Below are 25,311 nucleotides of genomic sequence, written 5' to 3' on the forward strand. Positions count from 1 at the left end.
GTGCCGCTCAGACGAAGAGCAGGCCGTCGCCGGGCCGGTCGAGCCCGAGGTGGTCGTACGCGGCCGGCGTGGCCATCCGGCCCCGGGGCGTGCGCACGATCAGACCCTCGCGCACGAGGAACGGCTCGGCGACGGTCTCGACGGTCTCCGGCTCCTCACCGACGGTCACGGCGAGGGTGGTCAGGCCCACCGGGCCGCCGCCGAAGCGGTTGCACAGGGCCTGCAGCACGGCACGGTCGAGCCGGTCCAGGCCGAGCCGGTCGACCTCGAACACGTCCAGCGCCCCGTGGGCGGCAGCGAGGTCGAGCTCGCCGCTGCCGCGCACCTGGGCGAAGTCCTGCACCCGGCGCAGGAGGCGGTTGGCGATCCGCGGGGTGCCCCGCGACCGGGAGGCGAGCTCGGTGGCGGCGTCGTCGTGCAGCGGCGCGCCGAGCAGGCCCGCGCTGCGCCGCAGCACCCGCTCCAGCTCGGCGGGTGAGTAGAACTCGAGATGGCCGGTGAACCCGAACCGGTCCCGCAGCGGGGCCGGCAGCAAGCCGGCGCGGGTGGTGGCGCCGACCACCGTGAACGGCGGGAGGCTGAGCGGGATCGACGTGGCGCCGGGCCCCTTGCCGACGATGACGTCGACCCGGTAGTCCTCCATCGCCAGGTACAGCATCTCCTCGGCGGGCCGGGCGAGGCGGTGGATCTCGTCGATGAACAGCACGTCGCGGTCCTGGAGGGACGACAGGATCGCGGCCAGGTCACCGGCGTGCTGGATGGCGGGCCCGGACGTCAGCCGCAGGGACCCCTCGACCTCGGCGGCGATGATCATCGCCAGGGTGGTCTTGCCCAGCCCCGGCGGGCCGGACAGCAGGACGTGGTCGGGCGGGCTCTGGCGCGCGTTCGCGGCGTCCAGGAGGAGGGAGAGCTGGTCTCGCACGACCTCCTGACCGACGAAGTCGGCCAGCCGCCGCGGGCGCAGCGCGGCCTCGGCGGCCCGTTCGAGGTCGTCCGCCGCGGCGTCGACCACCTCTCGGGCGTCAGCCACGGCGCTGCCCGCCGAGGCTCTGCAGCGCCGCCCGCAGGATCGCCGGGACATCCGAGGGGGCGTCGTCGGCGGTCAGGACGGACTCGACGGCCCCGGCGGCGACCTTCTCGGTCCAGCCGAGCTGGACGAGGGCCTCGACGACGTCGGGGGCCCCGTCGGCCGCAGCCGGTGCCGGGGCCGGCTCCGCGCCCGTCCCGCCCGGGGTGCCGAGCTTCGTCCCGACCTCGAGGACGATGCGCTGGGCACCCTTGCGGCCGATGCCGGGCACCCGCTGGAGGGCGGCGAGGTCCTCCGCCGCGACGGCGCGACGCAGACCGTCGGGGGTGTGCACGGCCAGCATGGCCAGCGCCAGGCGCGGCCCGACTCCGGAGACCGTCTGGAGGGTCTCGAAGACCTCACGCTCGTCGTCGTCGGCGAAGCCGAACAGGGTGAGGGAGTCCTCGCGCACCACCAGCGTGGTCGCCAGGCGGGTCCGGTCCCCCACGCGCAACCCGGCCAGCGTGGTGGGCGTGGCGTGGACGAGCATGCCCACCCCGCCCACGGTGACCACGGCTCGGTCGAGCGTGACGCTCTCGACGGTGCCGGTGACGGCGGCGATCATCGGTGTGGTTCCTCCCGGCGGGCTGCCCGCTCGGCGTGCGGGACGTACAGGTGTACGACCAACCTACAGCTTGGGTGCGACGGCGCCGGCCCGGCGCGCCGACCGCTCGGCCTCGGCCCACGCGCGCTGGGCCGGCGTGAGGCCGGCCCCGGTGGCGCGGGGCAGGGTGTCCGCGCCGCCGTACTGGGCGCGCACCGCCGAGCCCGCCCCGCCGCCGCGCCAGGCGTGGCAGATGGCCAGGGCGAGGGCGTCGGCGGCGTCGGCGGGGCGCGGCCGCTCGGCGAGGCCCAGGATGCGCATGACCATCTCCTGGACCTGCGCCTTCTCGGCACGGCCGTTCCCCGTCACCGCGGCCTTGACCTCGCTCGGCGTGTGCAGCGCCAGCGGCAGGTGCGCGCGGGCGGCCGCGAGCATGGCCACGCCGGCCACCTGGGACGTCCCGGTGACCGAGCGCACGTTCGCCTGGGCGAAGACCCGCTCGACCGCGACGACGTCCGGGCGCAGCGTCGTCAGCCAGCGCTCGATCTCCTCGGCGACGGCGAGCAGGCGCAGGTGCGGGGAGAGCTCGGCGGCCGTGCGCACCACGCCGACCTCGACGAGGTGCACCCGCCGCCCGGCGGCGGTGTCCACGACGCCGAGACCGCAGCGGGTCATGCCGGGGTCGACTCCGAGGATGCGCACCCGCCTACTCTCCCCCGCGGCCCGCCGCCGCGGCGGCACCGGCGCGCCGGGGTGTGCGCGGGGCGGCGGCCACTGCGGCGGTGGACCTCAGTCCTCCTCGTCGAGCGCCGCCATGACCTCGTCGGAGGCGTCGAAGTTGGCGAAGACGTTCTGGACGTCGTCGCTGTCCTCGAGGGCGTCGATGAGGCGCAGGACCTTGCGGGCGCCGTCGAGGTCCACCTCGACCTCCATGGAGGGCACGAACTGCGCCTCGGCGGAGTCGTACTCGATCCCCGCGTCCTGCAGGGCGGTCCGCACGGCGACGACGTCGGTGGCCTCGGAGAGCACCTCGAAGGAGTCGCCGAGGTCGTTGACCTCCTCGGCGCCGGCGTCGAGGACGGCGGCGAGGACGTCGTCCTCGCTGAGCCCGCCGGTCTTGGGCAGGGTGACCACGCCCCGGCGGTTGAACAGGTACGACACCGAGCCGGGGTCGGCGAGGTTGCCGCCGTTGCGGGTGAACGCCACGCGGACGTCGGAGGCGGCGCGGTTGCGGTTGTCGGTGAGGCACTCGACGAGGACCGCGACGCCGCCGGGGGCGTAGCCCTCGTACATGATGGTCTCGTAGTCGGCGCCGCCCGTCTCCGCGCCGGAGCCGCGCTTGACGGCGCGGTCGATGTTGTCGGCCGGCACGGACGACTTCTTCGCCTTCTGGATGGCGTCGAAGAGTGTGGGGTTGCCGGCCGGGTCACCGCCGCCGGTGCGCGCGGCGACCTCGATGTTCTTGATCATCCGCGCGAAGAGCTTGCCCCGCTTGGCGTCGATGGCCGCCTTCTTGTGCTTGGTGGTGGCCCACTTGGAGTGACCGGACACTGTGTGCTCCTCGGAGGTTGCGTGTGCATGGCGAGCGGTCAGGCCGCGTCGCGGACCATGCCCACGAAGTATCGGTGCACCCGCCCGTCCCCCCCGATCTCCGGATGGAAGGCGGTGGCGAGCAGCCTGCCGTGCCGAACCGCGACGATCTTACCGTCGCCGGTGCCGGACGCGCCCGGGGCGCCGGTGCGGGCGAGGACCTCCACGTCCGCCCCGACCTGCTCGACCCACGGGGCGCGGATGAACACCGCGTGCAGGGGGCCCTCCCCCGCTTCGGAGAGCGCCGGCACGGCGAGGTCCTCCTCGAAGGAGTCGACCTGGCGCCCGAAGGCGTTGCGCCGCACGGTCATGTCGATCCCGCCCAGCCCCTCCTGGTCGGCGGTGGCGCCGGCCACCCGGTCGGCCAGCAGGATCATCCCCGCGCAGGAGCCGTACACCGGCAGGCCGGCGGCGATGCGCCCGCGCAGGGGCACGTACAGCTCGAAGGCCTTGAGGAGCTTCTCGATCGTCGTCGACTCCCCACCGGGCAGCACGAGGGCGTCGACGGCGGCGAGCTCGGTCGCCCGTCGCACCGTGACCGGTCGGGCGCCGGCCGCCGCGAGCGCGGCGACGTGCTCGCGCACGTCGCCCTGCAGCGCCAGGACGCCGATCGTGGGGGAAGAAGTCACGGCGGGGGATCCTATACCGGGCTCGGACGGACCCGGCCGGTCGTCCCGCTCACACCGACGACTCGTCGAGGTGCTCGGCCGTCCCGTCCCAGCCGCGCAGCAGCCGGGCGACGATGGCGGGCAGCCCTGCGGGGTAGACGACGACCCCGGCGCCCACCGCCTCCTCCAGCTCGGCCACGTGCCACCAGCGCACCTCGTCGAGGACCTCGCGCTCGAGCTCGGTCCAGCCGGCGTGGCTGACCTCCGTGGCGGTGACGCGCACGAAGAAGAAGTCCTCGTCCTGCCGGCAGGTCACCCGGGCGAAGTCGAACAGGGCGCTGCGGGTCAGGACCGGCCCGAGGAGCTCCTCGGGGCCGACCACCAGCCCGGTCTCCTCGGCCAGCTCGCGCACCGCACCGGCGCGCCCGTCCTCGCCGGCGTCCACGCCGCCGCCGACGGTGAACCACCACGAGCGGGTCACCTCGCCGGAGTCGTGCCCACGGACGAGGAGGACCCGGTCCTCCTCGTCCGCGACGATCACGCGGGCGGCGCGACGGTACGGGATGCCGTCCGGCCCGGGCACCCAGTCGGGGCTCAGCCCGTAGGTCTGCGGGTCAGGCATGCGCCCGGGCGGTCACCAGCCGCGCTCGGCGAGACGGTGCGGGACGGGGATGTCGTCCACGTTGATGCCGACCATGGCCTCGCCCAGCCCGCGGGAGACCTCGGCGATGACATCCGGGTCGTCGTAGAAGGTCGTCGCCCGCACGATCGCCGCGGCCCGCTGGGCGGGGTTGCCGGACTTGAAGATGCCCGAGCCGACGAACACGCCCTCGGCGCCGAGCTGCATCATCATCGCGGCGTCGGCCGGGGTGGCGATGCCGCCGGCGGTGAAGAGTACCACGGGCAGCTTGCCGGACCCGGCGACCTCCTTGACGAGCTCGTACGGCGCCTGGAGCTCCTTCGCGGCGACGAAGAGCTCGTCCTCGGGCAGGTTCTGCAGGCGGCGGATCTCCTGGCGGATCTGGCGCATGTGCGTGGTGGCGTTGGAGACGTCCCCGGTGCCGGCCTCGCCCTTGGAGCGGATCATCGCGGCGCCCTCGGTGATGCGGCGCAGCGCCTCGCCCAGGTTGGTGGCCCCGCAGACGAAGGGGACGGTGAAGCGCCACTTGTCGATGTGGTTGGCGTAGTCGGCGGGGGTGAGGACCTCGGACTCGTCGACGTAGTCCACGCCGAGCGCCTGGAGGACCTGGGCCTCGACGAAGTGGCCGATGCGGGCCTTGGCCATCACGGGGATGGAGACGGCGGCGATGATGCCGTCGATCATGTCGGGGTCGCTCATGCGCGAGACCCCGCCCTGCGCGCGGATGTCGGCGGGCACCCGCTCGAGGGCCATGACGGCCACGGCGCCCGCGTCCTCGGCGATCTTGGCCTGCTCGGGGGTGACGACGTCCATGATGACGCCGCCCTTGAGCATCTCGGCCATCCCGCGCTTGACGCGGGCGGTGCCCTGCTGGGGCGCGGCGGCCGGCTCGGTGGCGAACTCGTTCTCAGACACGGTGACCTCGGGGGAAGGGCGGATGGAACCTCACCAGTCTAGTCGCGGCGCGCGGCGAACCCCGCCCGCGCCGAGACCACCTGCTCGAGCAGGTGCTGCTCGTCCAGGCGCGCACCGATGTCGTACCGGCCGGTCAGGGCCCGCTGTCGTGCGAAGGCCAGGGAGGTGGCGGTCCGCTGGAAGTCCTTCATGGCGCCGGCGGCGCCGCGCCGGGCGGCCCAGGCGCGGGCGTCGCGACGGGCGGGCATCGAGGTGAGCATCTCCACCTCGAAGGGGGCGAACCAGCCGGCCCGGGCGTACTCCCCCAGCCGCCGCGCGATGGTGCGCTGCTCCGCGCGGCGGAGCGCCAGGACGAGCAGGATCGCGACGGCGAAGAGCGGCACCTGGATGGTCCAGTACACGCTCTCGTGGACGGCCATGACGGCCGACCCGTTCCACAGGGCGTGCAGGGCGACGGCGCCGGCCCACCCGAGCGGGGCGAGCCACACCCACGAGCCGCGGCTGCGGGTACGGCTGGCCAGGCCCAGCGCCAGCCCGGTACAGGCCGTGAAGGTGACGTGGGCGAAGGGGCCCTGGATCGCCCGGGCGAAGAAGACCTGCCCGAGCGCCTGCTCGTACTGGACGAAGTAGAGGATGTTCTCGGTGAAGGCGAACCCGGCGGCCACGACCGACCCGTAGACGATGCCGTCCACCGGGCCGTCGAAGTAGCGGCGGCGCAGCAGGAAGATGAGGAGGACGCCGACGCCCTTGGCACTCTCCTCCACCAGGGGCGCACCCACGACGGCGCCGAGGACCGAGGCGGTGGTGTCGTCGCCCGTGGTGGACAGGACCGAGAAGGTGAACAGCTCGTTGAACACGAGCGAGACCGCGGTGGAGACCCCGGCGCCCCACATCAGGGCGGTGAGCAGCAGGCTCCGTGGCTCGGGCTCCCAGCGGTCGACCCAGCGCACGGCGCCGAGGACGACCAGGAGGGGCACGAACGCCAGCGCCCCGGCCATGGCCGTGGAGGTCGCCCCGCCCACCCCCATGATGAGGGTGATCATCCAGTAGACGCCGGCCAGGCCGAGGGCGATGCCGAGGACCTCGACGACGAGCAGGGTGCGGCCCGGGGGCCGGCGCGGCGTCCAGCCACCGACCGTGGGCGGTGCGCCCGGCGCGGGGGCGATCGCCGGACGGCCTGGCCTGCCCGGCGGGATCTGCTGTGGCCCGCTCGTCGTCATGGCCACACCCTAGGTCTCCGGCCCCGCAGGGCCGGCTCAGCGCTGCGGCAGGACGTCGTCCATGTCGAAGGGCTCCGGCAGGGGCGCCCGGCCGGCGAGGTGGAAGACCCGCACGACCGGGTCGGTGCGCAGCCGCCGGACCTGCTCGACGTGGGCGTTGTGGAAGCGGCGCGCCAGCTGCAGCCGGTACCAGGCGTGCTCGAGCCGCTCGAGCGGTTCCGCGGCACGCGGGTCGGCCGCGAGCTCGGCCCGGTCGGCCGGCTCCCCCAGCACGGCCCGGAGGGTGCGGCTGAGCTCGCTCTCGACCAGACCGCGGTCGGCCGCGGCGTCCCGCGCGTCGGCGCCGGTGAGGACGTCCGCCTCCGGGAAGCCCTCGAGACCGTCGGCGACCACCCCGCCGGGGGCGGCGTCGGCGGCCCGCAGCGCCACGTCCGTCACGGCGAGGGCCTCGGCGGGGTCGAGCGCCCCGCACGCGGCCAGCTCGCTGGCCGCCGCGGCGCGGCGCGCCAGCTGGGCGTCGAGGGTGACCCGTGAGCGCAGGACGGTGCGGTGGAGCCGGTCGACGCGCGCCGCCAGGCGCAGCAGCGCCACCCCCGCCAGGACGACCAGCAGGACGCCGACGAGCACCCACTCGGTCACACCCACGCGTCCTCACCGCCCGTCGTGGCGGCCCGCAGGCGGCCGAACATCGTGCGCGAGCGCGGGTCCTCCCGCACGCGGGCGTGCGTGGTGGACATCGCCATCTCGTACACGGCGAGGATCTGGTCGGTGACCGTGGACCAGTCGTACCGGCGCGCCGCGACCGCCCCGCGGGCCGCCAGCTCCCGCGCGGCCGACCGGTCGGAGAGGACGTCGACGAGGGCGTGGGCGAGGCTGTCGGAGTCGCCGCGGCGGAAGAGCCGACCGTGCGCCCCGCCGTCAAGGACGGCCTGGAACGCCGGGATGTCGGAGGCGACGACGAGCGTCCCGGCGCTCATGGCCTCGACCAGGACGATGCCGAAGCTCTCCCCGCCGGTCTGCGGTGCGACGTACGCGTCGACCGAGGCGAACAGGGCCGCCTTCTCGGCGTCGCTCACACCGCCGAGGAACTCCACGGACTCCCCCGCGGTGGCGAGCAGGGCCCGCTCGTCCTCGGCGTCGCCGCGGCCGGCGACGAGGAACCGGGCGCCCGGCACCCGCGCCAGCACGGCCGGGACGGCGGCGGCGAGCACCGGCAGGCCCTTGCGCGGCTCGTCGAGGCGGCCGAGGAACGCCACGGTCGGACGCTCGTCGGTGCCGGTCCAGCGCGGGTCGGTCGGCGCGCCGGCGAACCGGTCGACGTAGACCCCGTTGGGGACGACGACGGCGTCACCGCCCAGGTGCTGGACGAGGGTGCGGCGGGCCTCCTCCGACACGGCGATGCGGGCGGTGAGCTTCTCGAGCATGGGGCCGACGACCGGCGAGACGGCCTGGAGCGCGCGGGAACGCTCCATGGAGCTGTGGAAGGTGCCCACGACCGGGCCGTCCGCCACCCACAGCGCGAGCATGCTCAGGGAGGGGTTCATCGGCTCGTGCAGGTGGAGCAGGTCGAAGTCGCCCTGCTGCACCCAGCGCCGCAGCTTCGCACCCGCTACGGGCCCGAACGTCACCCGCGCGACGGAGCCGTTGTACGGGATGGGGATCGAGCCGCCGGCGGGGACGACGTAGTCGGGGACCTCGGTGTCCTCGTCGGCGGGTGCCAGGACGCTGACGACGTGGCCGCGCGTGGTGAGCTCCTCCGCGAGGTCGCGGACGTGGAACTGCACGCCCCCGGGGGCGTCGAAGGAGAACGGGCAGACGATGCCGATGCGCATCAGCGCCCGCCTGCCGCTGGTGCGCCGTCAGCGGGTGTCTCGTTCTCGCGGCCGTCCGGGGGCGTCTCGTTCCCACGGCCGTCCGGCGGTGTGGCGGTCCCGCCGTCCGGCGTCGGCCGGGGAGCCGCCTGACGCGCGAGCCGGTCCGGGTCGAGGTCGGCGAGGAAGACCTTCTGGAGCATGTGCCACTGGTCGGGGTGCGCAGCGACGCCCGACGCCACCGCGTCCACCCAGCGCTGGGTCAGCTCCGCCACGGAGGGCCGGGGCGCGCCGGGGGCCGAGCCCGGCCAGACCTCGACGAACTCGATGGCGATGCCCCACCCCGTGCCGGCCGCACGGCGGCGGGCGCCCCGGAGCCGCTCGTGACGGATCGTCGCCACGAACAGCGGACGCCCGGTGGCCAGGGCGAGGGCGGCCGGACCCGGGGCGAACCGGGCGCGGTGGCCGAGGAGGTCGACGTCGACGCCGGTCCGGGAGAGGTCGCGGTCCGCCAGGAGGGGGACCACGCTGGCCGAGCCGCGGGTGTGGCGCAGCAGCTCGCGGAAGGTCGAGCCGTCCTTCTCCAGCGGGATGATCGTCATTCCCAGGGAGGTCCGGAACTCGAGGAAGCCCTGGAAGATCTCCTCCGGCTCGAGGTGCTCCGCCACGGTGACCACCGGCCCGAGGAACTTCGTCGCCCACGCGCCTGCGAGGTCCCAGTTCCCGGTGTGACCCAGCGCCAGGACCGCCGACCCCATGGTGAGGGCCTCCCGGATCGCCCCGTCGCCGGTGGCACGCACCCGCGCCGCGAGGTCGTCCGGTCCCAGGGCGGGCAGCCGGAAGGACTCGCAGTAGTACCGCATGTACGCCCGCATGCCGGCCAGGGACAGGCGCAGCAGCCCCGCACGCCCGACGTCGGGGCGGACGCGGGACAGGTTGCGCTCGAGCTGACGGACCCCGCCGACGCGCGCCGCCCAGGCGCCGATCGCTACGAGGTCGAACGCGGCGCGGGCGACCGGCTCCGGCAGGGCCCGCACGCCGGCGTCGGCGAGGACGAAGAGCCGGACGACGTCGAGCCTCATGCGCCGCTCCGGGGCCTGGCCCCGCCCACGGCCTGGACGTAGACGGTCCGCATGCGCTGGACCACGGTGACGGCGCTGGCGACGGCGAGCAGTGCCAGCGCACCCGTCATGACGGCCGCCGGGAGCCCGAGCCCGACGAGCAGGGTGGCCACCAGGACGACGAGGAGGCGGTCCGCGCGCTCGGCGAGGCCGACGTCGGCGGTCATGCCCAGGCCCTCGGCCCGCGCCTTGGCGTAGGGCACCACGGACCCCAGGACGAGCGCGGCCAGGGCGAACCCCGCGGTCCACGCCCGCAGCGGGCCCTCCAGGTGGGTCAGGGACCACAGCAGGACGCCCGAGAAGATCGCGGCGTCGGCGATGCGGTCCATGGTGGAGTCGAGGAACGCACCCCACCGGCTCGCCCGGTTCAGCAGGCGGGCCATCTGACCGTCGAGGTTGTCGGCCAGCACCAGCGCGCCGAGCAGCAGGGCGCCGGACGTCAGCCGCCCGGAGGGGAGGAAGGTCAGTGCCACGGTGGTGGACAGGACCGTCCCGCCGACCGTGACGACGTCGGGACTGATCCCGCGCCTCACGAGGCCGCGGGCCGCGGGGCCGAAGACGGCGGTGGCGAAGCCCCGCCCGTTTCGCGAGAGCACCATCAGCGCGCCACCGACCCCGCCCACGAGGCGGCGATGAGGTCCCGGGTCTCGCCGAGGACCTGCGGCAGGGCCTTGGTGCCGGCGATGATCGGGAAGAAGTTGGCGTCCCCGCCCCAGCGCGGCACGACGTGCTGGTGCAGGTGCCCGGCGATCCCGGCGCCGGCGGCGGGTCCTTGGTTCATCCCCAGGTTGAAACCGTGCGGGGCCGAGACGTCCCGCAGGACCCTCATCGCGGCGGCGGTGAGGGCCCCGACCTCGTCCCGCTCGGCGTCGGTGAGCTCGGTGAGGTCCGCGACGTGACGGTACGGGCACACCAGGACGTGGCCGGGGTTGTAGGGGTAGAGGTTGAGGACGACGTAGCCCGTCACGCCGCGGTGGACGATGAGGGACTCGGCGTCCTCGCGGCCGGGTGCCGTGCAGAACGGGCACGCCGCCTCGCCGTCGTCCTCCGGCTTGTCCTGGCCGCCCACGTAGACCATCCGGTGGGGCGTCCAGAGGCGCGCGAAGGCGTCCGGCACGCCGGCGTGGTCGCTCGCCCGCTCGGCGTCGGTCACACCTGCTCCCGGCTGGCGATGGCGGCGAGGATCTCCTCGATCGCCTCCGGCACGGGGACGCCGTTGCGCTGGGTGCCGTCGCGGTAGCGGAAGGACACCGCCCCCGCCTCGACGTCCTCGCCACCGGCGATGAGGACGAACGGCACCTTCTCCTTGGCGGCGTTGCGGATCTTCTTGCCGAACCGGTCGTCGGAGGCGTCGAGCTCGGTGCGCACACCTCGCGCGCGGAGCTGGTCCAGGACGCCGCGGAGGTAGTCGTCGAAGACGTCGGCGACGGGCACGCCCACCACCTGGACCGGCGCGAGCCACGCCGGGAACGCGCCCGCGTAGTGCTCGAGGAGCACGCCGAAGAAGCGCTCGATGGAGCCGAAGAGCGCCCGGTGGATCATGACCGGCCGCTGCCGCGAGCCGTCCGGGGCGGTGTACTCGAGCTCGAAGAGCTCGGGCTCGAAGAAGTCGAGCTGGATCGTCGAGAGCTGCCAGGTCCGGCCGATCGCGTCCTTGGCCTGGACGGAGATCTTGGGACCGTAGAACGCCGCACCGCCCGGGTCCGGCACCAGCTCGAGGCCCGACGCCGTCGCGACCTCCTCGAGGGTGCGGGTCGCCTCCTCCCAGGTGGCCTCGTCACCGACGGACTTCTCGGGGTCCCGGGTGGACAGCTCGAGGTAGAACTCCTCGAGCCCGTAGTCCTTGAGGAGCTCGAGGACGAACGAGAGCAGGCCGGCGAGCTCGTCCTTCATCTGCTCGCGGGTGCAGTAGATGTGGGCGTCGTCCTGCGTGAAGCCGCGCGCCCGGGTCAGTCCGTGCACGACCCCGGACTTCTCGTACCGGTAGACGCTGCCGAACTCGAACAGGCGCAGCGGGAGCTCGCGGTAGGACCGGCCGCGGGAGTTGTAGACGAGGTTGTGCATGGGGCAGTTCATGGGCTTGAGGTAGTAGTCCTGGCCCTGCTTGGTGACGTTGCCCTCGGCGTCGCGCACCTCGTCCAGGTGCATGGGCGGGTACATCCCCTCCGCGTACCACTCCAGGTGGCGGGAGGTCTCGAAGAGCTGCGCCTTGGTGATGTGCGGGGTGTTGACGAAGGAGTAGCCCGCCTCGACGTGGCGACGGCGCGAGTACTCCTCCATCTCCATGCGGATCATGGCGCCCTTGGGGTGGAAGACGGGCAGGCCGGAGCCGATCTCGTCCGGGAAGGAGAACAGGTCCAGCTCCGAGCCGAGCCGGCGGTGGTCACGCCGCTCGGCCTCGGCCAGGCGGTCGGTGTAGGCCCTGAGCTCGTCCTTGGACGGCCACGCCGTGCCGTAGACGCGCTGGAGCTGCGGGTTCTTCTCGCTGCCCCGCCAGTAGGCCGCCGCCGAGCGCATGAGCGCGAAGCCGTTGCCGATGAGCCTGGTCGAGGGCAGGTGGGGCCCGCGGCACAAGTCCTTCCAGGCCACCTCTCCCCCACGGCGGACGTTGTCGTAGATCGTCAGCTCGCCGCCGCCGACCTCCACCGAGGCCCCCTCGGCGACCTCGCCGGCGCCGGCCGGCCCCTTGAGCCCGATGAGCTCGAGCTTGTAGGGCTCGTCGGCCAGCTCGGCGTGCGCCTCCGCCTCGGTCACCACACGGCGCCGGAAGGTCTGCCCCTCGCGCACGATCCGGTTCATCTGCTTCTCGAGATCCTTGAGGAGCTCGGGCGTGAAGGGCACCTCGACGTCGAAGTCGTAGTAGAAGCCGTCGGTGATCGGCGGGCCGATCCCCAGCTTGGCGTCGGGGTCGACCTGCTGGACGGCCTGGGCGAGGACGTGGGCGGCGGAGTGCCGCAGGATCGCCAGGCCGTCCGGGCTGCCGATCGTCACGGACTCCACGACGGCGCCGGCCGGCAGCGCGGCGAGCTCGGTGTCGAGGTCCCTGAGCTCGCCGTCGACCCGGAGGGCGACGACGTCGCGCCGGTCGGTGAACAGCTCGGTGCCCGTGGTGCCACCGGTGACCGTCCGCGGGGTGCCGTCGATGGTCAAAGGGTGGTCGGTACCCACGGTGTGCTCCTGCTCGTCCTGCGGAAAAGGTCGTCTCGATCGTACCGACGCCGGGGACCTGCACGGGCGGTCGCCGCGGCGCCGTGGCGGATGCGTGCCGGCGGGGCTTGTCGGAGAGCACCGCGGTAGGGCGTGTGCCGGCGGGCCGCCTCCGGGACCTCCGTGGGCCTCTGGTGGGCCTACGTCCCGCCTCTTGCCGGGCGCGAACTCGACGGACTGGAGTCCCACGCGCGGTCTGCGCTGGAACCGAGACCAGTCTACCGAGGAGCGGTTCGGGTCAGCGAGAATGGAGTCTGCGCCCCCTTGACCCCCAGATCAAGGCGCCCCATCCACACCCGTCCGGACCAGTACATGACCGCAGGTCGATGTTGATGACCGACGCCGGCCGACGCTCCCGAACGGCGGCGACCGATGCCTCATGGTTACATTTTCGGCTACACGCACCTCCTGCCCGAGGCCACCGTCCCCACTCGCCTGCCGTTGAAGAGAGACCTTGGCCAGCGCACACCACATGGTCGGCCGAGCCATGGCCCTGGGGAATCTCCATGTGCTCGTCGCCGAGCGTTTGCGCACGTACGCGCGGGCGAGAGCCCGCGAAGAGCGGGATGGGGCTCCGCCGCTGATTCGCACCCGCCCTGGATGACTGCTACCACGACCGAAACGCCGAAGTCGCCGGTACCTATGACCGCGCCTGACTCTCGCCGCCCGGGACCACCGGGAGGCCGCCGCCGCGATCCTGGGCGCCCGGGCCAGCTGCCGCTGGCCGCCGACGACGACACTCGCGAGCTGCGTGACCGCTTGTACTCGGCCGAGGTGATCACGATCGTCGAGCTGTGATCTCCAGGGAGGTTGTACCGCCCAGTGGCGGTGAGTCGGGCTGACAGGTGAAGGCCTCCGGTAGTGAAGTGGAGCGGTCGAGGAACCGCTTCACCAAGCAGGAGGCCTTCGTGTCCCACGCTAACGCTGCCCTGACCCCGCGTGCCCGGTTGCGGCTCGCCCTGCTCGTCCTCGAGTCCGGCTGGAGCTACGCCGCGGCGGCCAAGATGTTCATGGTTTCCCCGCGGACAGCGAAGAAGTGGGCTGATCGGTACCGCGCCGAGCGCAAGACCGCGATGGTGGACCGCAGCTCGCGTCCGCGCTCCAGCCTGACGAGAACAGACCCCGACCTAGTGCGCATCGGTTGCGGTTGCGGTGGCGGCACCGGCTGGGGCCGGTCCAGATCGCCGGCCGGCTGGGGATGCCGGCCTCGACCGTGCACGCGGTGCTGATGTGGTACCGGATCAACCGGCTCTCCTTCATCGACCGGGTCACCGGGGAGCCGTTGCGGCGCTACGAGCACGACCACCCCGGCTCGTTGATCCACGTCGACGTCACCAAGTTCGGCAACATCCCGACGGGGGCGGCTGGCGCTACGTCGGCAAGCGGCAGGGCGACAAGAACAAGGCCAAGACTGCACTGCGGACCGGCAGGACCGACACGGGCATCCGAAGATCGGCACCGCGTTCGTGCACACGGTCATCGATGACCACTCCCGCCTGGCCTACGCCGAGATCTGCGGCGACGAGAAGGCCGTCACCGCCATCGGGTGCTCCGGCGAGCGGTGGCGTGGTTCGCCGACCACGGCGTCGCCGTCGAGCGGGTCCTGTCCGACAACGGCTCGGCCTACAAGTCTCATCTCTGGCGTGACGCGGAGCACCATTCTCACGCCCGACAGGGCGCACCCGCCAGGGGCGCAGGAGAACTAACCGGGCCGGTCTGGCCGCGAGCCCGGCTCGGTGGCCAGGTTGATCCGTCCCCCGGGGCGCCGGTACTCCCCCGCTTGTCGCTTGCAGTTGCTCATGCGTTCCCGGACCTGCCGTCGTCGGCCGCCCGTCTCCTCCCGGGTCAAGATACGGAGGCGCTACATCCGGATGTGCCGCGTCTCAGCGGCTGGCGTCCGTTATGCGGCGATGCTGTGGCGCCGGACCCTGGTAGCCGACCGCCCGGCGACCGGGTCGTCATCGCCGCGGGCCAGGGCCAGGGTTTCGACGACGACGACCCGGTCGCGGCGGTCCTCGTCGGTGATGGCGCGCCCGCTGCTGCTGTCCCTCCTTGGGGTCACCGTGCAGGTGTGCGGCGCTGCTCGCGGGCGATCGACCAGCCAGCGTTGTTGTCGGCCCTCACTGATCAGATCACCGAATATCTCGCCACGATCGACGCGAAGGTCGACGACGTACGCTGCGCCCAGAAGGACTAGACGACTTAGGTCGTCTTGGTCGGCTCCAGCACGCGTGCCGCGATCATCGCCCCGATCGGCAGGGCGGAGGTCGCGGCGGGGGACGGGGCGTTGGCGACGTGCAGCTGCCGCGGCGTGTGCCGCAGCAGGAAGTCCTGCACCAGCGTCCCGTCCGCCAGCACCGCCTGCGCACGGATGCCGGCGGGATGGGGCCGCAGGTCCGACAGCCGCAGGGACGGGCAGTACCGCCGGCACTGGCGCAGGTAGCCGGGGCGGAACACCGAGTTGGCCACCTCCGCCGCCCCGGTGCGCAGGTTCGCGCGGGCGACCCGCCACATGCCCGGGAACCTCGCGTAGTCGAGCACGTCGGGCAGTGAGACGGCGCCCTTGCGGTAGCCCTCGCGGGCGAGGCCGAGGACGGCGTTGGGGCCCACGGTGATCCGGCCGTCGATGGTCGGGCTGAGGTGGACACCGAGGAACGGCAGCGCCGGGTCCGGCACCGGGTAGATCAGGTGCTCGACGAGACCCGTGCGCTCCGCGGGCAGCTCGAAGTACTCCCCGCGGAACGGCACGATACGGAAATCCGGCGCCAGGCCGCCCATCCGGGCGACCCGGTCGGCCTGCACGCCGGCGCACGCGACCAGCCGCCCAGCCCGGAACTCCTGGCCGCCGGCCACGACCCGCACGGCGTCATCGTCCTCCGTGATGCGCGTGACGGCGGTGCCGGTCAGTATCCGGCCGCCGGCGGCGCGCACGCCCTCGGCCATCGCCCGGGCCACCCGCCGGTAGTCCACGATCCCGGTCGCCGGCACCAGCAGCGCCTCGCGGCCGGTCACGTTCGGCTCCAGCTCGCGCAGCCGGGCAGCGTCCACGGGCTCGACCTCGATGCCGTTCTCCGCGGCGCGGCCGCGCAGCGCGCGCAGGCGCGCCACCTCCGCGTCGTCCGTGGCGACCACGAGCTTGCCCACCGTGCGGAACGGGATGCCGTGCTCGGTGCAGAACTCCTTGGTGGCGGCCTCGCCCGCCCGGCACAGGCGCGCCTTGAGGGAACCAGGCGCGTAGTAGATCCCGGCGTGGATCACCCCGGAGTTGTGCCCGGTCTGGTGCGCGGCGAGCGCCCGCTCCTTCTCGATCACCAGCACCGAGGCGCCCGGCCGACGGCGCTGCAGGTCACGTGCCGTTGCGAGGCCCACGATGCCCCCACCCACCACGAGGAAGTCGTAGCTCGACACGGCGCTCACCGTCCCCGGCAGGTCGCGGCCGGGCCGGAAGCCCCGGGCTCCGCCGTCCGGGAAGCACGTGACACGACGACCTCCTTGCGGGCGACGACGCGTGCGCCGCCGCGGCGGGGTGCCCCGCCGCACCAGCATTATGTCGCCGGTGGGGGCGGCAGGCGCGAATCGACCACGGAACCTGTGAACCTGGGAGAGAGTCGCTCGAGCCATCGAGGGCCTGACGCCCGGCTACCTCGCACTCGTCATGGCGAGCGGGATCGTCCCGATGGACCTGCAGCTGTGCGGGTACACCAACCTGTCGGACGCGCTGCTCGTTGCCTACGCGGTGGCCTGCGCCGTTCTCGTCGTCATCGCGCCGCGGCGGCGCGCACGGCGCCGACAAGTCTGTGCGGCGAGGCGAGTGTGACGTTGGCGCACACGCGGGGCTCGCCGTCGGGCCCGGCGCCGAGGTGGTACGAGAGTCGCTGGGCGAGCCAGCGCTCGACGCCGCGGGTGGGCACGGCTACGACGTCGGTGGTGAACGGCTCCTCGGGCGGCTCCCAGCGGGGCGGGTGGGTGGCGGACGAAGCGTTCGGGATGGGCGGCGGGCTCGTCCCGGCCGGTGACGCCTCGCGAGAGCGCGGTCTGATGTTGCTGTCCACGCGCTCGTTGAAGGTGACCGAGAGGATGTACTCGTCCTGGGATGCGTTGTAGGCGTCGACAAGGTTCTTCTCCAGGGCGGCGCGCTGGGCGGGGGTTGCACCCCTGAACCACATCTCGAGCGACTCGCGGTTGTTCCCTGCCGCTGAGCCCTGATCCGTAAGTTCTTGGGTGGCCCGGGAGGGCTGGGTGTGGCTGAGCCTTGATCGCCCGTTGATGGCTCCGATGGATTGGCCGCCCGGTTCCTCCTGGGGCGCCTTGACTGCTGATTGAGATGCGCGTCCTGTTCGCTGTTTACGGATGTCGGCGGGGTGTTCCTTCGGGCCATGGCAATCGCTCGTGTGCTCGAAGGAGGAGTTGATGAAGCAACGGATCGCGCTCGGGGTGGGCTGGTGTCGACGTCGGTAAGGGTCATCACTGGATCTGCCTGATCGACGAGGCCGGCACCACAGTCTGGTCGACGAAGGTGGTCAACGACGAGGCCGCCATCCTCGACGCGATCGCCGGCGTCCTTGGCCACGCCGACGAGGTCGTCTGGGGAGTAGACGTCACCGGGACCATGTCGGGACTGCTGCTGGCACTGCTGGCAGCCCACGGTCAGCGGGTGAGATACGTCCCCGGCCGCACGGTGAACCAGATGGCCAGCGCCTACCGCGGTGAGGCCAAGACCGACGCCCGCGATGCCTACGTCATCGCCGAGACCCTTCGACACCGCGGCGATCTACAGGACGTCGAGGTCGCCACCGCGCTGGTGACCGAGCTGCGGCTGCTGGTCACCCACCGCACCGACCTGGTCGGTGACCGGGTCCGCGTGGTCAACCGGCTCCGCGACGTGCTCAGCGGCTACTTCCCTGCGCTGGAGCGGTCCTTCGACTACGCCCATAGCCGGGGTGCGTTGGTCCTGCTGACGGGCTACCAGACGCCGCAGGCGATCCGCCGGACGGGTGAGTCGCGGTTGCGGGCATGGCTGGTCAAGCGGACCAGCGAGGAGAAAGAAGACCCACCTTTGCGGCCAGGTCATCTTTCGTCGACGGCGGCTCCGACGTCGTGATCCGCGGAGCCACCACCTGGTAGGCCGTCTCACCGCCCGTCCTCGCGCCGACAGCGATGCGCGAGGCCCGGGGCGGTCGGGCCCGCGCGACGGCCTCAGGCCTTGACGGCGAGCACAGGGACATCGACCGAGAGCAGGATCTTCTGGGCGTTGCTGCCCAGCACGAGCTTGCCCACGGGCGAGCGCCTGCGCAGTCCGATGACCACGAGGCTCGCGCCGAGCTCGCCGGTGATTGCCTGGAGCTCGTCGGCGACGTCGTTGCCGCGCACGAGCTGGCGCACCTGGCCCTCCACGCCGGCACGGGCGAGCTCGGCACGTACCTCGTCGAGCTCATCCTCAGTGGCCAGCAATGGGTCGGCGTAGGCCTCTCCAGCGGAGACGTTGAGCACGAGCAGGTCCTCGGCGTGGGTCTGGGCCTCGAGGATGGCGCGGGCGAGCGCCGCCCTGCCCTCGGGCTTGGTGGTGTAGCCGACGACGATCGTCATCGTGGTCCTCTCTCGGCGGGCGCGGTGGGGTTCGGGCGGGTCGGGCGGTGAAGAACTCAGCTCTGGACGTCCGGCGGCAAGGCGCGCCGGGCGGCAACGGCGCTGCTCACCACGTGGTCCTGCATGATGCGGTCGACGGCCTCGGGATCCCGCCCCACCAGCGCGTCGAAGATGGCGCGGTGCTCGACCGCTGCCTGCGCCGGCCGGCCCGGGTCGCTCGTCGCCCAGGCCTTGTAGCGGTCGACGTGCCCACGGATCTCGTGGAGCAGCTGGCTGCACCAGGGATTGTCGGCCGCCTCGGCGACAGTGGCGTGGAACTCCCGGCCGAGGCGCAGGATCTCGGACTCGTCGCCCTTCGCGCGGTCCATGCGGTCCAGCAATATATCGAGGTGGGACCGCACCTCGGGCGTCATGCGCAGGCAGGCGTCGCGGGCGAGCAGCCCCTCGAGCCGGGCACGGATATCGAAGATGCGGTCGAGATCCTCGCGCCGCAACGGCGCGACGCGCAGGCCGCCGGAGAGCTGCCGGTGGACGAGCCCCTCAGCGAGCAGCAGGCGCAGGGCCTCGCGCACCGGCGTTCGGCTCACGTTCAGCCGCTCGGCGAGGGCGGGCTCGGTGAGCCGCTCACCCGGGCCCAGCGTCCCGTCGATGATCTGGCCGCGGACCGTGGCGTACACGGTCTCCAGTCCCGTCCCCCGTCGGACGTTGGCGCTCGACATGGCGGCAGTGTGGCAGAAAATGTCGGTCTTGCATACACGCATACACCGCGGTACGTTCCCGGCAGCACCCGGGTCGGAATCGCACGGATGGCCAGGGGCATGACAGCTGACAACGATGTCCAGTCGAACCGGAAGGTGCCACCTCATGCGCTCTCGCCGCACCCTTGGCCTCCTCGCCCTCACCGCCACCGCCCTCACACTCTCCGCCTGTGGCGGCGGCACCGACCCCGATGATGGCGGCACCGCCGGTGGCGAGACGTCCACCACAGCCGCCGGCAGCGACGAGGCCGCCGAGCCGATCGCCCAGCTGGAGATCATCGCGCCCGCCGCCCCGGGCAGCGGGTGGGACCAGACCTCCCGCGCGGTGCAGGAGGGGCTGCAGGCAGAGTCGCTCGCCGAGCAGGTCACCGTCACCAACGTCCCCGGTGCGTCCGGCACGGTCGCACTCGCCCAAGTGGCCCCGCAGACCGGCAAAGAAGGCCTGTGGATGGCGTCCGGACTGGCGATGATGACCGGCGTCGTCACGAACAACTCCGACGTCACGCTCGACGAGGTCACCCCGCTGGCGCGGCTCATGGGCGAGTACGAGCTCATCGTGGTGCCGGCCGCCTCGGAGTTCCAGACCCTCGAGGACCTCCTGACCGCCATCGAGGAGGACCCCGCGTCCGTGCCGATCGCAGGCGGCTCGGCGGGCAGCGCGGACCACCTCTTCCTCGGCCTCCTCGCCCAGGAGCGCGGCATCACCCCGAGCGACCTCAACTACGTCCCGTTCTCCGGCGGCGGCGAGGCGACGACGGCGCTGCTGGGCAACCAGGTGTCAGCCGGCATCGCGGGCACCGGCGAGTTCCAGGCTCAGGTCGAGGCCGGCGAGCTCCGCCCCCTCCTCGTCTCCTCCCTCGAGACCGTCGAGTCGGTGCCGGACGCCCCGACCCTCGCCGACGAGGGGCTCGAGGACCTGGAGTTCTACAACTGGCGCTCGATCACCGCCCCGGCCGACCTGCCGCAGGAGACCATCGACCAGTACGTCGCCACCCTGGACGCCCTGCACGACTCCGAGACGTGGCAGCAGACCGTCACCGACAACGCCTGGGAGGACGTCTACATCTCGGGCGAGGAGTTCGCCTCGTGGATCGAGGAGGAGAACGCCCGCGTCACCGAGGTGCTCGAGGGCCTCGGTCTGGTCCAGTGACGGCCGACGGCGGAGCCCACGCGGCCCCGCCGGAGACCCGCCCCGCCCCGGCGGGGCGGGCACGCCGGCGCATCGTCTGGGGCGAGCTCGTCCTCGGCCTGGCCGTGCTGGGCCTCGGCGTCGTCGTCCTCCTCGACGCCCGCTCGATGCCCGCCTCCACCTCGGCCTCGGGCATCGGGGCCGGGTTCTTCCCCACGATCGTCGCTGTCTTCACCATGGCGGTGGCGCTCGCCCTGATCGTCCACGTCCTCCTTGGCGGCCGCGGCGACCCGGACGAGGGCGAGGGCGACATCGACCTCGCGGTGCTCCACGTCCGCGGCGCGCTCATCGTGCTGGCCGCGATCGCCTGGTACGCGCTGGCGCTCGAGAGGCTCGGCTACGTGCCGACCGCGCTGGTGACGTTCTGGGCCATCGCGTACGCCCTCGGCGCTCGCCGCTACGTCCGCGACTTCCTCATCGCTGCCGTGCTCGCCGTCGTCATCTACGTCGGCTTCACCCAGGGACTGTCGATCCGGCTGCCGGCCGGCGTGCTCGAGGGGGTGCTGTGACTGACTCGCTCACCTCCCTCGCGCAGGGCTTCGCGGTCGCGCTGACCCTGACGAACCTGCTCTACGCGCTGGCCGGCACGGCCATCGGCACCCTGGTCGGCGTTCTGCCGGGCATCGGCCCGGCACTGACGATCGCTCTGCTGCTCCCGCTCACCTATGGCCTCGAGCCGTCGAGCACGTTCATCATGTTCGCCGGCATCTACTACGGCGCCATGTACGGCGGGTCGACCACGTCGATCCTGCTCAAGACCCCCGGCGAGGCCGGCTCCATCGTCACGGCCATCGACGGGAACAAGATGGCGCGCGCGGGCAGGGGCGCCGCTGCCCTCGCCACGGCCGCCATCGGCTCATTCGTGGCGGGTGCCCTGGCGACGGCGGCGCTCGCGATCGCCGCGCCCGCGATCGTGCGCGTCGCCGTCAAGCTGGGGGCGCACGACTACCTCGCGCTCATGGTCATGGCGTTCCTGACCGTCAGCGCGCTGCTGGGCCGCTCCGTGCTGCGCGGCCTCGTGAGCCTCGCCGTCGGCCTGGTCATCGGGCTGATCGGCATCGACTTCCAGAGCGGCCAGGCGCGCCTGGACTTCGGGCTGGTGCGGCTCCTGGACGGCATCGACGTCGTCCTCGTCATCGTCGGCCTCTTCGCCATCGGCGAGGTTCTCTACGTGGCCGCCCACCAGACCGGCGCCGCCTTCTCGATCGCGCGGTTTACCGGCCGGATGATGTCGCGCGAGGACTGGCGCCGCTCGTGGAAGCCATGGCTGCGCGGCACCGCCATCGGCTTCCCGATGGGCACCATCCCGTCCGGCGGTTCCGAGATCCCCACCTTCCTTTCCTACTCGCTGGAGAAGAAGCTCTCCAAGCACCCCGAGGAGTTCGGCAAGGGCGCCATCGAGGGCGTCGCGGGCCCGGAAGCTGCGAACAACGCCAACGCCGCCGGCGTCCTCGTGCCCCTGCTGACGCTGGGCATCCCGACGTCGGCGACCGCGGCGGTCATCCTCGTCGCCTTCCAGCAGTACGGCATCCAGCCCGGGCCACAGCTGCTCACCACGCAGGCGCCCCTGGTGTGGGGCCTGATCGCGAGCCTGTTCATCGGCAATGTCATGCTGCTCCTGCTGAACCTGCCGCTGGTACGGGTGTGGGTGAAGATCCTCCAGATCCCCAAGCCTTACCTCTACGCCGGCATCGCCCTGTTCGCGCTGCTGGGCGCCTACACGCTCAACGGCGCCGTGTTCGACGTCTGGGTCATGGCCGCGATCGGCCTGCTCGGGTACGTCATGCGCCGGTTCGGCATCCCCGTCACGCCCCTGATCATCGGCGCCATCCTGGGCCCGCTCGCCGAGCTCCAGCTGCGCCGGGCGCTAGACATCTCCGCCGGTGACCTCGGCATCCTCGTGAGCTCGACGTTCTCGATCACCGTCTACGCCCTCCTGGTGGTCGCGATCGTCCTGCCGCGGTTGCTGGCCCGCCGCACCGGCGCGCGGGCGCGCGTCGCCGCCGCCGGCTGACGCGATGGCGCCGGCGCGGGGGTGGCCGGTCGCCCTGATGTGCCACGCCGTCGTGGTCCAGGCGCTCACCTACGTCGTGCGCCCGACGACGGCGTACCGCGCCCTCGAGCTCGACGTCCCCGCTAGCCAGCTCGGGCTGCTCTCCGGGGCCTTCGCCGTCGTGCCGCTGCTCATCGCCATCTCGGTGGGGCGGATGACCGACCTGCGCGGCGAGCGACTCGTGCTCTGGACCGGCGCGGACCTGATGCTCGTGGCGACGGTCGGGCTGGCGTGGCTGGCGGACTCTCTGATGACGCTGCTGCTGTGGAGCGTGCTGCTCGGCGTCGGGCACCTGCTGACCATCGTCGGCGAGCAGACCACGGTGACCGTGCTGCGCGGGGCCCTCGGGCTTGACTCGGCGTTCGGGCGTTACACCCTGTCGGTCTCGTTCGGCCAGATCATCGGGCCGGGCTTGATCACGCTTCTGGGTGGCGACGGCGCCATCCCGGACACCTCCGCCATCCTCCGCGGGGCTGTGGTGCTCGCCGTCGTGCTGGTCTTCAGCACCGCGGCGATGCGCGCCAGGGCATCCGGGCCCGCCCGGGACGACTCACCGGGGAGCCTGCGGCTGGCGATGCGCGTGACCGGGCCGGTGCGCCGCGAGCTCATCAACGCGATCGCGGCCTCGCTCGTGCTGATCGCAGCGATCGACCTGCTCGTCGTCTACCTGCCCGCCCTCGGCGCGCAGGCGGGGATCAGCGCGGGGACGGTCGGCGTGCTGCTGTCGGTGCGGGCGGCAGCATCGATGGTCTCGCGCATGTTCGTCGGCTCCCTGGTGGCCCGCTTCCGCCGCCTCCCCACGCTCGGCGCCTCGCTCGCACTCTCCGCGCTCGCCGTCGCCGTCATCCCGGTGCCCATGCCGCTGGCCGTGCTCTTCGCAGTCATGGCCCTGGGCGGGCTGACCCTCGGAATCGGGCAGCCGCTCACGATGGCGTGGGTGACCGAGGCGGCGCCGCCCGGCGCACGCGCCACCTGGCTCTCCGTACGGCTGACCGGCAACCGGCTGGGCCAGACCGTCGTGCCGACCGTCGCCGGCTTCGCCGCCTCTTCGGCCGGGGTCGGCGGCGTGCTGTGGGTGATGGCCGCCGCTCTGGCGGGGGTCGCGCTGGTGGTGCGCCGGGGCCGGCCGGCCTGAACGCCGCCACCGTGCCTGTCGAGGCTCCCGGGAGCCCGGCAGCCCGGAGCGCCGGCTTCTTGGAACTTCCTTAGGCGACCTGCTCCACGACATCCTCCGCTTGGGTCACCGCCCAGGGAGGTGTCGAAGTCCGTCGCCCGGCTCGCTTTCCGACGTGCCATGCTGGGATTCCTCGCGGGGGATATGTCGCGGCTGCTCGACGCCGGGATGCCGCCGGTCGCTGATGAGGCGCACTACTACGCTGGTTACCTCGTGCGAGGAGTTCTATCGCAGGGCCGCCGACGCGCTGCCCGAGGACGTCCTGAACTCGGCCGCGGCATACACCCAAGCCCGGCAGGGCACCGATGAAGTTCTGGCGACCCTCAACCCGATCCTCGGCACCAGCCACTCTCTACCGCCATGGGGCTTCATGTCGCGGCGGGCACCCTCGCCACTGCGTTAACCGCTCGCCAGTGTGCGCTCCGCGGGCCATGGGCACCACCGGACTGAGCGTGGCCAGCACGGACCTACCCCGCCACCCGAGCGAACCTCGCGCTACGGCCTCGGACCTGGCTCCGGCCGTCCGGTCCCGGGGGCCGGCCGGCATCCGGGACCTGCAACGGCTCGATCAGCTCCCCGCCTCTCGGCCACCCCGCCTTCGGTATCCGTCAGTGCCAGGTGCCCGACGGCCCGGACGAGCGGGACGACGTGCGCGGCCAGACGCCGTTGCTGCGTGGCGGTGTCGTGCGCCCCGTCTAGCGATCCTTGGTCGCTAGCGATCCTTGGTCGCTAGTGTCGTGCGCCAGAAATCCATACCATAAGTCGTAGACTGGGGTATGTCGCGATCTGGGCGCCCCAAGGCCGAGCTGGTCCTGTCCGAGCACGAGCGCGAGCAGCTCACGCGCTGGTCGCGAAGGGCGAAGTCGTCCCAGGCGCTTGCGTTGCGGTCGCGCATCGTGCTGGCGTGTGCGGAGGGGCTGGACAACAAGACGGTGGCGGCGCGCCTGGGGTGCGCCGCGGCGACGGTGGGCAAGTGGCGTACCCGGTTCGTCGAGCACCGTCTGGACGGGCTGAGCGACGACCCGCGCCCGGGGCGGCCGGCCTCGATCAGTGTCGAGCAGGTCGAGGACGTCGTGGTCGCGACCCTGGAGTCGACACGCGCGCGGTCATCGTCTTGCCGGTCCGCTCCTGCAGCCTGGTGTACCAGGCGGTGATGTCGCGCGCGGAGATGGCCCGCAGCGCCTTCGTGCCGAGGTCGTCGTGGGTGAGGAACCTCTCCACATAGGTCTCGTACTCCTCGCGGGTGCGCGGGGCGAGCTTGCGGACCTTCATGTTGACCGCGACGTACTCGTTGAGGGTCACCGTGACGCGCGCCACCCGCTGGGCGGGCGGGAGCCACTCCCCCCGCGCGATCAGCGCCTCCTCGGAGTGCAACCACGCCTCGGCGTCGATCTTGGTCGTGAAGGTCTGGTGATAGCGGCCCTCGTCCGGCCCGAAGTACCGCGCCCGCCATCCCGTCGTCTTGCCCGTCCTCGCGTTCTTGCGACGTTCGGTGTTGCCGAACCCTCGTCGAGTGCCTGCCATCTGGATCTCGCCTCCCACGGACTAGGTGTTCGTCGATCACCAGTCCGTGGGCCTCTGGTGGGCCTCCGGGAGGCCCACAGGGGGCATTCGGGTCCTCTCGTGTCCACCTAGGGCGGACACGCAAAGGGCCTCCGACCTGCGCTTTCGCTGGTCAGAGGCCCCATCGGGATGGTGGGCGATACTGGGTTCGAACCTGATGCTTCTGGCTCGCTCACCAGCACCTTTGCTGCCTCTGGGACCTCCGTGGGCCCCTGGTGGGCCTACGTCTCGGATCGTTACCGAGCGCGACGTCGACGGACCGGTGT

The 25,311-nt window shown here is 72.6% G+C and carries 24 protein-coding genes and 3 pseudogenes; 8 read left to right on the forward strand and 19 right to left on the reverse strand.

Features of this window, described 5'->3' with window-relative positions:
• Positions 1–7 precede the first annotated feature (7 nt).
• The 14 genes from ruvB to thrS all read right to left on the reverse strand — a co-directional run bounded on the left by ruvB (position 8) and on the right by thrS (position 12,683).
• Positions 8–1,081 (reverse strand): Holliday junction branch migration DNA helicase RuvB, encoded by a 1,074-nt coding sequence (gene ruvB, locus EDD32_RS15085; protein ID WP_123918768.1) that lies wholly within the window; start codon positions 1,079–1,081, stop codon positions 8–10.
• Complete coding sequence (gene ruvA, locus EDD32_RS15090) at positions 1,023–1,631, reverse strand: Holliday junction branch migration protein RuvA (RefSeq protein ID WP_123918770.1); 609 nt, start codon at positions 1,629–1,631, stop codon at positions 1,023–1,025. The genes ruvB and ruvA overlap by 59 nt, the downstream gene beginning before the upstream one ends.
• A gap of 63 nt (positions 1,632–1,694) precedes the next feature.
• Positions 1,695–2,312, reverse strand: a complete 618-nt coding sequence (gene ruvC, locus EDD32_RS15095; protein WP_123918772.1) for a crossover junction endodeoxyribonuclease RuvC — start codon at positions 2,310–2,312, stop codon at positions 1,695–1,697.
• Positions 2,313–2,399: 87 nt separating this feature from the next.
• Entirely contained in the window at positions 2,400–3,161 is a 762-nt protein-coding gene (locus EDD32_RS15100; protein ID WP_123918774.1) for a YebC/PmpR family DNA-binding transcriptional regulator, read from the reverse strand.
• A gap of 38 nt (positions 3,162–3,199) precedes the next feature.
• Complete coding sequence (gene pdxT / locus EDD32_RS15105) at positions 3,200–3,829, reverse strand: pyridoxal 5'-phosphate synthase glutaminase subunit PdxT (RefSeq protein WP_123918776.1); 630 nt, start codon at positions 3,827–3,829, stop codon at positions 3,200–3,202.
• A 49-nt stretch (positions 3,830–3,878) separates the two neighbouring features.
• Positions 3,879–4,430 (reverse strand): NUDIX hydrolase, encoded by a 552-nt coding sequence (locus EDD32_RS15110; RefSeq protein WP_123918778.1) that lies wholly within the window; start codon positions 4,428–4,430, stop codon positions 3,879–3,881.
• A 12-nt stretch (positions 4,431–4,442) separates the two neighbouring features.
• Positions 4,443–5,363, reverse strand: a complete 921-nt coding sequence (gene pdxS, locus EDD32_RS15115) for a pyridoxal 5'-phosphate synthase lyase subunit PdxS (protein ID WP_123918780.1) — start codon at positions 5,361–5,363, stop codon at positions 4,443–4,445.
• A gap of 38 nt (positions 5,364–5,401) precedes the next feature.
• Positions 5,402–6,583 (reverse strand): PrsW family intramembrane metalloprotease, encoded by a 1,182-nt coding sequence (locus EDD32_RS15120; RefSeq protein WP_123918782.1) that lies wholly within the window; start codon positions 6,581–6,583, stop codon positions 5,402–5,404.
• A gap of 36 nt (positions 6,584–6,619) precedes the next feature.
• Entirely contained in the window at positions 6,620–7,222 is a 603-nt protein-coding gene (locus EDD32_RS15125) for a hypothetical protein (protein WP_246006160.1), read from the reverse strand.
• The gene (locus EDD32_RS15130) at positions 7,219–8,415 is read right to left on the reverse strand and encodes a glycosyltransferase family 4 protein (protein ID WP_123918786.1); all 1,197 of its coding nucleotides are present in this window, start codon (positions 8,413–8,415) and stop codon (positions 7,219–7,221) included. Before EDD32_RS15130 ends, EDD32_RS15125 begins: the two co-directional genes overlap by 4 nt.
• Entirely contained in the window at positions 8,415–9,476 is a 1,062-nt protein-coding gene (locus EDD32_RS15135; RefSeq protein WP_123918788.1) for a phosphatidylinositol mannoside acyltransferase, read from the reverse strand. Before EDD32_RS15135 ends, EDD32_RS15130 begins: the two co-directional genes overlap by 1 nt.
• The gene (gene pgsA / locus EDD32_RS15140) at positions 9,473–10,114 is read right to left on the reverse strand and encodes a phosphatidylinositol phosphate synthase (protein ID WP_123918790.1); all 642 of its coding nucleotides are present in this window, start codon (positions 10,112–10,114) and stop codon (positions 9,473–9,475) included. The genes EDD32_RS15135 and pgsA overlap by 4 nt, the downstream gene beginning before the upstream one ends.
• The gene (locus EDD32_RS15145; protein WP_246006161.1) at positions 10,114–10,668 is read right to left on the reverse strand and encodes an HIT family protein; all 555 of its coding nucleotides are present in this window, start codon (positions 10,666–10,668) and stop codon (positions 10,114–10,116) included. Before EDD32_RS15145 ends, pgsA begins: the two co-directional genes overlap by 1 nt.
• Positions 10,665–12,683: a threonine--tRNA ligase gene (thrS, locus tag EDD32_RS15150; protein ID WP_211338850.1), complete on the reverse strand. Its 2,019-nt coding sequence runs from the start codon at positions 12,681–12,683 to the stop codon at positions 10,665–10,667. Before thrS ends, EDD32_RS15145 begins: the two co-directional genes overlap by 4 nt.
• Before the next feature lie 947 nt (positions 12,684–13,630).
• On the opposite strand from thrS, the pseudogene EDD32_RS15155 reads away from it, so the two are divergent.
• Both EDD32_RS15155 and EDD32_RS18920 read left to right on the forward strand, forming a co-directional pair.
• A pseudogene (locus EDD32_RS15155) lies at positions 13,631–14,379 on the forward strand (DDE-type integrase/transposase/recombinase); the annotation flags it as partial.
• Positions 14,380–14,637: 258 nt separating this feature from the next.
• Positions 14,638–14,919, forward strand: a complete 282-nt coding sequence (locus EDD32_RS18920) for a hypothetical protein (RefSeq protein ID WP_170175146.1) — start codon at positions 14,638–14,640, stop codon at positions 14,917–14,919.
• A 5-nt stretch (positions 14,920–14,924) separates the two neighbouring features.
• Here EDD32_RS18920 and lhgO read toward each other — a convergent pair whose 3' ends face one another.
• Positions 14,925–16,130 (reverse strand): L-2-hydroxyglutarate oxidase, encoded by a 1,206-nt coding sequence (gene lhgO / locus EDD32_RS15160; RefSeq protein ID WP_246006162.1) that lies wholly within the window; start codon positions 16,128–16,130, stop codon positions 14,925–14,927.
• Between the two features lie 350 nt (positions 16,131–16,480).
• Positions 16,481–16,888 (reverse strand): hypothetical protein, encoded by a 408-nt coding sequence (locus EDD32_RS18925; RefSeq protein ID WP_123918794.1) that lies wholly within the window; start codon positions 16,886–16,888, stop codon positions 16,481–16,483.
• A 269-nt stretch (positions 16,889–17,157) separates the two neighbouring features.
• Here EDD32_RS18925 and EDD32_RS15170 point away from each other — a divergent pair.
• Positions 17,158–17,751: pseudogene (locus EDD32_RS15170) on the forward strand (IS110 family transposase); the annotation flags it as partial.
• A 167-nt stretch (positions 17,752–17,918) separates the two neighbouring features.
• On the opposite strand, the gene EDD32_RS15175 reads toward EDD32_RS15170, so the two are convergent.
• Complete coding sequence (locus EDD32_RS15175) at positions 17,919–18,308, reverse strand: universal stress protein (protein ID WP_123918798.1); 390 nt, start codon at positions 18,306–18,308, stop codon at positions 17,919–17,921.
• Positions 18,309–18,364: 56 nt separating this feature from the next.
• Complete coding sequence (locus EDD32_RS15180) at positions 18,365–19,027, reverse strand: GntR family transcriptional regulator (RefSeq protein ID WP_170175315.1); 663 nt, start codon at positions 19,025–19,027, stop codon at positions 18,365–18,367.
• A gap of 145 nt (positions 19,028–19,172) precedes the next feature.
• Between EDD32_RS15180 and EDD32_RS15185 the strand changes: the two genes are divergently transcribed.
• The 5 genes and pseudogenes from EDD32_RS15185 to EDD32_RS15205 all read left to right on the forward strand — a co-directional run.
• On the forward strand, positions 19,173–20,216 hold the full coding sequence (locus tag EDD32_RS15185; RefSeq protein WP_123918802.1) for a Bug family tripartite tricarboxylate transporter substrate binding protein: 1,044 nt from the start codon (positions 19,173–19,175) through the stop codon (positions 20,214–20,216).
• On the forward strand, positions 20,213–20,764 hold the full coding sequence (locus EDD32_RS15190) for a tripartite tricarboxylate transporter TctB family protein (protein ID WP_170175316.1): 552 nt from the start codon (positions 20,213–20,215) through the stop codon (positions 20,762–20,764). Before EDD32_RS15185 ends, EDD32_RS15190 begins: the two co-directional genes overlap by 4 nt.
• On the forward strand, positions 20,761–22,269 hold the full coding sequence (locus EDD32_RS15195; RefSeq protein ID WP_123918806.1) for a tripartite tricarboxylate transporter permease: 1,509 nt from the start codon (positions 20,761–20,763) through the stop codon (positions 22,267–22,269). Before EDD32_RS15190 ends, EDD32_RS15195 begins: the two co-directional genes overlap by 4 nt.
• 37 nt (positions 22,270–22,306) lie before the next feature.
• Positions 22,307–23,443, forward strand: a complete 1,137-nt coding sequence (locus tag EDD32_RS15200; protein WP_170175317.1) for an MFS transporter — start codon at positions 22,307–22,309, stop codon at positions 23,441–23,443.
• A gap of 815 nt (positions 23,444–24,258) precedes the next feature.
• Positions 24,259–24,579 (forward strand): annotated as a pseudogene (locus EDD32_RS15205) (helix-turn-helix domain-containing protein); the annotation flags it as partial.
• Here the strand turns inward: EDD32_RS15205 and EDD32_RS15210 are convergent.
• A complete protein-coding gene (locus EDD32_RS15210) occupies positions 24,530–25,006 on the reverse strand; it encodes a site-specific integrase (protein WP_123918810.1) in 477 nt (158 codons plus the stop codon). The pseudogene EDD32_RS15205 and the gene EDD32_RS15210 overlap by 50 nt on opposite strands.
• Positions 25,007–25,311 lie beyond the last annotated feature (305 nt).

Origin of the sequence: Georgenia muralis, from assembly GCF_003814705.1 — a bacterium.
GTDB classification, from domain to species: Bacteria; Actinomycetota; Actinomycetes; order Actinomycetales; family Actinomycetaceae; genus Georgenia; species Georgenia muralis.